This window comes from Wolbachia endosymbiont of Pentidionis agamae, assembly GCF_036711655.1.
GTDB lineage: Bacteria > Pseudomonadota > Alphaproteobacteria > Rickettsiales > Anaplasmataceae > JAZHPY01.
Genome location: NZ_JAZHPY010000056.1, coordinates 1 through 6,938 on the forward strand (window position 1 = coordinate 1; position 6,938 = coordinate 6,938).

Annotated in this window: 6 protein-coding genes and 1 pseudogene; 1 reads left to right on the forward strand and 6 read right to left on the reverse strand. The window is 31.5% G+C overall.

Going from position 1 to position 6,938, the window contains the following annotated elements; genetic code table 11:
- Positions 1 to 159: 159 nt before the first annotated feature.
- Positions 160 to 1,086, reverse strand: coding sequence for an RluA family pseudouridine synthase (locus V6U76_RS03715; RefSeq protein WP_333023689.1), 927 nt, complete (start codon positions 1,084 to 1,086; stop codon positions 160 to 162).
- A 506-nt stretch (positions 1,087 to 1,592) separates the two neighbouring features.
- Here V6U76_RS03715 and glmS point away from each other — a divergent pair.
- On the forward strand, positions 1,593 to 3,395 hold the full coding sequence (gene glmS / locus V6U76_RS03720) for a glutamine--fructose-6-phosphate transaminase (isomerizing) (protein ID WP_333023695.1): 1,803 nt from the start codon (positions 1,593 to 1,595) through the stop codon (positions 3,393 to 3,395).
- A 106-nt stretch (positions 3,396 to 3,501) separates the two neighbouring features.
- Here the strand turns inward: glmS and V6U76_RS03725 are convergent.
- The 5 genes and pseudogenes from V6U76_RS03725 to V6U76_RS03740 all read right to left on the reverse strand — a co-directional run.
- Positions 3,502 to 4,033 (reverse strand): annotated as a pseudogene (locus tag V6U76_RS03725) (transposase).
- A 152-nt stretch (positions 4,034 to 4,185) separates the two neighbouring features.
- Positions 4,186 to 4,500: a hypothetical protein gene (locus V6U76_RS03730; RefSeq protein ID WP_333023691.1), complete on the reverse strand. Its 315-nt coding sequence runs from the start codon at positions 4,498 to 4,500 to the stop codon at positions 4,186 to 4,188.
- Positions 4,437 to 4,619, reverse strand: coding sequence for a hypothetical protein (locus V6U76_RS05600; protein WP_408647423.1), 183 nt, complete (start codon positions 4,617 to 4,619; stop codon positions 4,437 to 4,439). Before V6U76_RS05600 ends, V6U76_RS03730 begins: the two co-directional genes overlap by 64 nt.
- Positions 4,620 to 4,741: 122 nt before the next feature.
- Positions 4,742 to 5,656 carry a patatin-like phospholipase family protein gene (locus V6U76_RS03735; RefSeq protein WP_333023692.1) on the reverse strand — a complete coding sequence of 305 codons (915 nt, stop codon included), beginning with the start codon at positions 5,654 to 5,656 and terminating at the stop codon, positions 4,742 to 4,744.
- Between the two features lie 168 nt (positions 5,657 to 5,824).
- On the reverse strand, positions 5,825 to 6,938 hold a 1,114-nt coding region (locus V6U76_RS03740), incomplete at its 5' end, for an ankyrin repeat domain-containing protein (RefSeq protein ID WP_333023693.1).

The following is a 6,938-nucleotide window of genomic DNA, read 5'->3' on the forward strand; positions in this document are numbered from 1 at the left end:
ACAACTGATGAAGATTTATACAAACCTAGTACTTCATTTCCAAGACGTTAATTTAATACACACTTTAGGTTATTAGACTAAAACGCTTGCTTCTATACGCTTTGAATCTTTTGTTTGTAAGTTCTGCCTGTTCTTTAATTACTCATTTCTTATGTACATTTATAATGCTTCTAAATTTGAGTAATTTAAAATTTTAAGAGATTGCTCTATATGCTGTGAAATCGGTGCTACAATTGTTAAGTTTTGGCCATTAGGCAAATTGAATGATAGAGAAGTAGAATGTAAATGTATCTGTTTTGATATGCCTTCAACAAAAGCTTTTTTACCTCCATATTTACCATCACTAAGGATAGGGCAGTTAATAGAAGCTAAATGAGCGCGTAATTGATGTGTTCTACCAGTAATGGGACTCAGCTTTAAATAGGCAATGTCATGCTTCAGCTTCTCTATAAGAGAGAAATGCGTAATAGCAGGGCGTGAAGAGTTTTTATCAACTACTACCTTTTCTTGACCAAAGATATATTTTTTTATCAATGAGCGATCTATCACTCCTATTTTTTTGCTTGGAGTCCCAGAAGTTAGAGCAAGATAAACCTTTTTAACTCTTCGTTCTTTAAATTCCTGCATAAGATGCTTAGCTACTTCAGTACTGCGTGCAAATACTATAACACCACTGGTATCTTTATCTAACCTATGAACAATTTTTAACGTTTCTTTTTCTATTATTTGATCAAGTAAGTCACTAATACTAATTATAACTTTCTTGCCACCTTGCACTGTAATGCCTGCAGGTTTATTAATAGCTAGTAAGTATTTATCTTTGTATAAAATGTTATTTCGTAATAATTCTAATAATTTTTTATCACTTTTACTACTATCATTAACTCGGTAGATACAATCTAAATATTGTATTGTTATTGCTTCACCATAACTCACTCTACTACTAGACTGAACTTTACATCCATTAACTTTAATTAAACCTTTCCTTAAGGATCTTTCAAGAATAGACTGTTTAAGATTTGGAAAATGCCTTCTTATATATCTATCCAGTCTAACGCTTTCACTATCTACTATAATAGTTTTCATACATACATTATGAAGTTTTAACTTTTTATTGTCTACATTATAAAATTTTTATCGACTTGAAAAGATGGAATATGAACTCAAGAAGAAGAAAAATTGATAATCAAAATAGTCTGTCGGAAAAAATATTTTATCAATTTTTCTTAACAAATATTTTTGTATGAAAGTGGGTAATTTTCATATCAGGAATCTTGATAAAAATAATATGTAAGTTTATAGTGATATGAAAAATAAGTTGAGAAAGAGGTATTAATGTTAAAAATTACTTAAAATTTTTACATTTCGGTTGATCCTCGATATATTAAAGGCTATCATTAGAATTTAAGTAGGTAATAGCTTATTATGTTTTTTTCTGAAGTACCTATGGACTTTAGTAGTTTTTCAATTAAAGTAAATAAAGCAAGAGTAGTAATATGATTGGAGGATAAAAACTCTTATTAGTATTCAAAAATTTTGCTTAACGAGTGCCTTTAAAAATTTCAACTGTAGAAAGATTAATTGTATTAAGAGTGTGTGGAATATTTGGTGTAGTCAGTAGTGGTAACTCTGTTGTACAAATTTTATTGTCTGGGTTGCAAAAATTAGAATATAGAGGTTATGATTCTTCGGGAATAGCAGTAATAAGTAGAGAAGGTGAAATAGAAGTAAAGAAATCAGAGGGTAAAGTTGAAAGATTATTCAAAGTTATAGCAGAGACAAAAATATCTAGTGGTGCAGTTGGTATAGCTCACACTCGCTGGGCAACACATGGTCCTCCAAACTTAAAAAATGCTCATCCTGTACAAACAGATAGTGTTGCTGTTGCTCATAATGGTATCATTGAAAATTACAACATACTAAAAAGGAGTTTGGAAAGAAAAGGAGTTTCATTCCAAACTGAAACTGACACAGAAGTGATACCAAATATGCTTACTTTATATTTAAGTAAAGGGTTATTACCAATTACTGCGTTAATGAAGTGTTTGAATAAGCTACATGGTTCGTTTGCTTTAGTTATTTTACTTTCTGAATATCCTGATACTTTATTTGTTGCAAAGAGAAATTTACCACTTGCAATAGGCTATAATTGTGATAGTACACTAGCTGCATCAGATTTTAATACTTTAAATTTGTTTGCGAATAGAGTATCTTTTTTAAAAGATAATGATATTGCAATAATAAAATCCTGTAGTGTTACTATATATAATAATGGTGTGCAAGTTGAACGTAACATTGAAAATAATAATCAAAGTCATTTCCTTATTAGTAAAAATGGGTATTCAAGTTTCATGTTAAAAGAAATTTTTGATCAACCATGTGCGCTGAGTAATACAATAAAGCAGTTTGATCAGCAATATAAAGCTTTGATACATCAAAATCAGAGCAGATTCTCCAAGCTCTCTCACATAACTATTGTTGGATGTGGGTCATCATATTTTGCTGGGCTAATAGCTAAGTATTGGCTTGAGAGTATTGCTCAAGTTCGAGTGTACTTGGAGATTTCGTCAGAATTTAGATACAGCGATGTTATGCTAGAAAGTGAAAGTATTGGACTTTTTATCTCTCAATCTGGTGAAACAGCTGACACTATAGAGGCTTTACGTTATGCAAAAGCACAGAAACAATTTACTATTAGTTTAACTAATACGGAAAACAGCAGCATAGAAAGAATGTCAGATATGGTGTTTCATACCATTGCTGGTCCTGAGATTGGCGTTGCTTCAACAAAAACATTTTTAAGTCAGCTTGCTGCTCTTGTATGTTTTACTTTAGAAATTGCAACAATAAAAGGTATTTCAGTCAAGAGTGATACTTTTCCTTGCATTTCTAAGTACGTGGAATATATTTTACATATAAAAAAAATAGAACATGTATCTAATTTATTTTTAAAGTACAGCAAAGTTATTCTAATGGGCAGAGGCACATCATATGGTGTTGCTATGGAAGGTGCTTTAAAAATAAAAGAACTCTCATATATTAATACGATTGGTATCGCAGCAGGAGAAATGAAGCATGGCTCGATAGCTCTAATTGATGAGAACGTACTTGTTGTTGCAATAATTCCTTATGATAATCTTTTCTTTAAGACACTTGCAAATGTGCAAGAAATTATTACAAGAAAAGGAAAGGTAATCGCTTTTACAGACGAGCAGGGCATTCCTTTCTTGCAAAGTATTTGTGAAAAAATAATAAGGCTACCAAAAGTTGATAGATTTACCACTCCAATAATTTATATTGTTGCAATGCAACTTTTAGCTTACTTTATTGCAGTGAAAAAGGGACTAAGTGTAGACTATCCAAGAAATCTTGCGAAGTCCGTTACTGTTGAATGAAAAAACAGATCTTACTTTATATCTATTAAATTATCAATATTAACACAGTGCCAGAAAATTTAAAAAAAGATAAAAAGCTGTGGTCATAACACACTCCAACTATGTATTAGCCGACAAAGAAAGTACAGGAAACAGAGGGTTTTTGTGGTTTCAAGGAACATGAAGCGAGAGTAGAAAAAATGTGCACCAAGAAATTTACTGGGGATCTATGTCGAGTGTGCTCAAGTTCAAATTTGTTCTTCAGGTAGCCACAAACCGTTTCGATAATCGATCTCTTTCATAACAAAATCTTCTCTTTTAAAGGGATTAATACGTTTTTCATCCTCTTTTTTACTTTAGTTTCAAGCCTCTATCAAACAACTCTTGAAATAGCTTAATATGTCATCAAACAAAAGTCCTGTCAATCATATGAAGGCAATTTGGGAAAATCTAATTTGTAAAATGGAGGGCAAAATACGTAAAAAACTTTAAAGTTTTTACACGGCGATTGGTTGTATAGTAGGATTATGATTAGAATTTCTGAGTACGCTATTTCTGATACTCTGGTGTGTTTTTTGCAGTTTGATAAAGAGCCTATTTGCAAAATTCTCATCTACCACACAACAAAAATCCTCGACGGAATAGTAAAGTTCCGTAATATCTTTTTTCGTGGGTGATTATTGCTTAAATACTGGAGTTTACCATGTTTTCCTTCTCTGAGCTGCACTTTATTCTATTTTTTAATCTATAACTGCACTAAGAAGGTGTCTGCAAACTTAAGAATGAGCTAATTTACGCAACATAATAGTAGTCATGAAAATATTGGTTTTGAAGTGTGAGAAGAATGTTCATAATCTTTGCTCATTCGTCTAAAGTTTGAAAGCCAAGCAAAAGTTCTTTCAACAATCCAGCGCTTAAATATGAACTCAAATTCTACTAATAGCTTTCTTAGGTATTGTCCATCTGTTTTTATTAAGCATCTATTTTTAAGGTTGCCAGTGTATCCTTGATCAGCAAAAAATAATGTAGCAAATTTTTTTCTTGCTTCAGCCAAAAGCCCCTTCACGATCTTGAATGCTTGTGCTTGCTTTGTACTTCTGCTGTAGACCAAGTATATCCACAACAATGTGACGCTTTAGGTAATTTCCTCCATTGACAACCTGTCCTCATTACATATCTTAACCGCATCCTAATATCGTGTTTTCTCGCTCTACCTGTCTTTTTTGGTTCAAAATATGGCTGCAAAATTTCCCATTCTTTATATCACTAGGGTACATCTTAATCTCACATTTTAATACTGTTTATATCACGTTTTTCTTACCTATTATAGTAGTTTTCAGACACCTTATGAGAACTCATAGAGTTTTTTATGTTACCATCTTGCAAAGCTTTTCTATTGCTTGTTGATTATTACTGATCATTACTTGAGCTTCTTTCTTTAAGTTTTTAATATTTTCTGTAGTAGCATTATCCATTTCAATGGATGCCATTTTTAATGGAGATTGTATTCTTATGTATTCACACTCTAATATTTTATGGAGCTCATAATCCACAGCATCAATACTGCTACTAAACATAATGTCTAACAAAGGTTTTATCCATGTTATCTTTCCATATCTTTTTGAGTTTATATTAGTAGCATTAGGTAATCTGCCAGTACCAATTGAAAACAGAACTATATCGCTATCTGGAAATAATCTTTTGCTATTCGCATAGGCACATGCTGCAGGATCATTAGCAAAAACACCTCCATCAATTAAAACTCTTTCCATATCATTTATTTTAAGGTACTTTGGTTCAAAATAAGTAGGTGCTGCTGTAGATGATCTTAATGCATCTTTCAGCTTTGTGAAATTTCTATCTTTCTTCCAGCTTTTAAAAAAGAATGGACATCCGTTGTGCACATCATAACTAGTAATTAGTAAATTACTCGATATATCTGCAAGAGTGGAATCACCAAAATACCTATCTAATACGTACTCAATATTTTTATGAGAATATTGAGCACAATAAAACCACGACACCAATTTTCTTGGAAACGAAGACATAAATATATATTGTCCAGACTCCTGGTAAAGCTCAACCATTTCACTTGCAGAATAAAGAGGTTTATCTTTTTTGCTAACCCCAGCCAATACAATTGCACCAGTTGAAGTTCCTACCATTAAATCAAATATCTGTGATATTGGCTTCCTTGTTCTTTCCTCTATTTCTGCTAATATGACTGCTGAGATTATTCCCCTAATTCCACCACCATCAACAGAAAGAACAAATTTAGCCATATTTTCAATATACCTTTATCATCATTCTTATAATACATATTTTATAATATATACCAACCTTCTCCTGAGAAAAACCTTCTCTTTGGGCACAACAGAACCTTCTGTGATGAAGATCATTTTAGGTGGACGGTGTAGTTTCATCTATTCCAGTCATTAGACTTTCGAAACCTATGTCCTTACATTTGTTATCCCTACTATTTGTTCCATATTAACACCTTTCAAATTATCATCAGGTTTAGTACACATATCAGGCTTTAGAACATAATACATAACACCAGCTGTAACGATAGCCATAAGCAAACCAATGCTAAGCGCTACACCAATTGCAGGTAATAACTCAAGCCCTATAGCAGCACATACTGTATATGTTACGAGCGAAAAAGCTGCAAGAGATATGGAGCTATAATATCCTATTTTTTTATTTTTGGCATGTTTATCTCGTTCCTCTTTCTCTACTTTAGCATGTTCCTCTTTCTCCTCCTTATCTACTTTTCTCATAAAAGCAATCAATGACATCTGGTAAAGTGTTTTAGGAACTAATTTAGAAATATCATAATTAACTATATTAACTCTTGGCATGGAAACATTTGCAAGTGTTTTAGATATTTTAGACTGGAATTCAGTTTCTTTTTTCCGTATAAAGTCAACTAATTCATCGTATAGCATATTTTGTAATTCTTTATTCTTACAATCAAATAAATAGTTAATAAAGTGTTTATTATTTTCAATAAAAATATGCTTTTTTACTTTACCATAATTACAAAACAGAGTAGAAACATAATCTTTTGGATATTTTTTCCAATTATCTTTCAATTCCTCTTGATCTCGTATACTCTGATGCTTACACCATAACTTTACTAAGTTATCAATTTTTGTATCTTGAAAAAATTGATATAGCTCTCCGTACTCTTGCTTAAGTTCTTGAATTTTTTTCTTATGCTTTTCATAATAAGGCCAAAATCTTTCATCATTTTCTATAATTTTCTTATTTTTCTGAAACCCAACATTATAAATGATATCAGGATTAGAAATTTCTAATTCTGCAATGTTGCGCAAGAGTAATAGCTTAGTTTTTAAATCTATTACATAATATAAAGGAGTTTTGCCATATCTATCAAGAGCATTAACATTAGCTTTATTTTCTATTAGAAGTTTTACAATGTCTGTATGCCCACATTCAGCAGCTTCATGTAAAGGAGTTATACCATAATTATCAGTAGCATCAGCATTTGCTTTATGATTTATTAGAAATTTTACAATGTCTGTATGACCATGTTCAGCA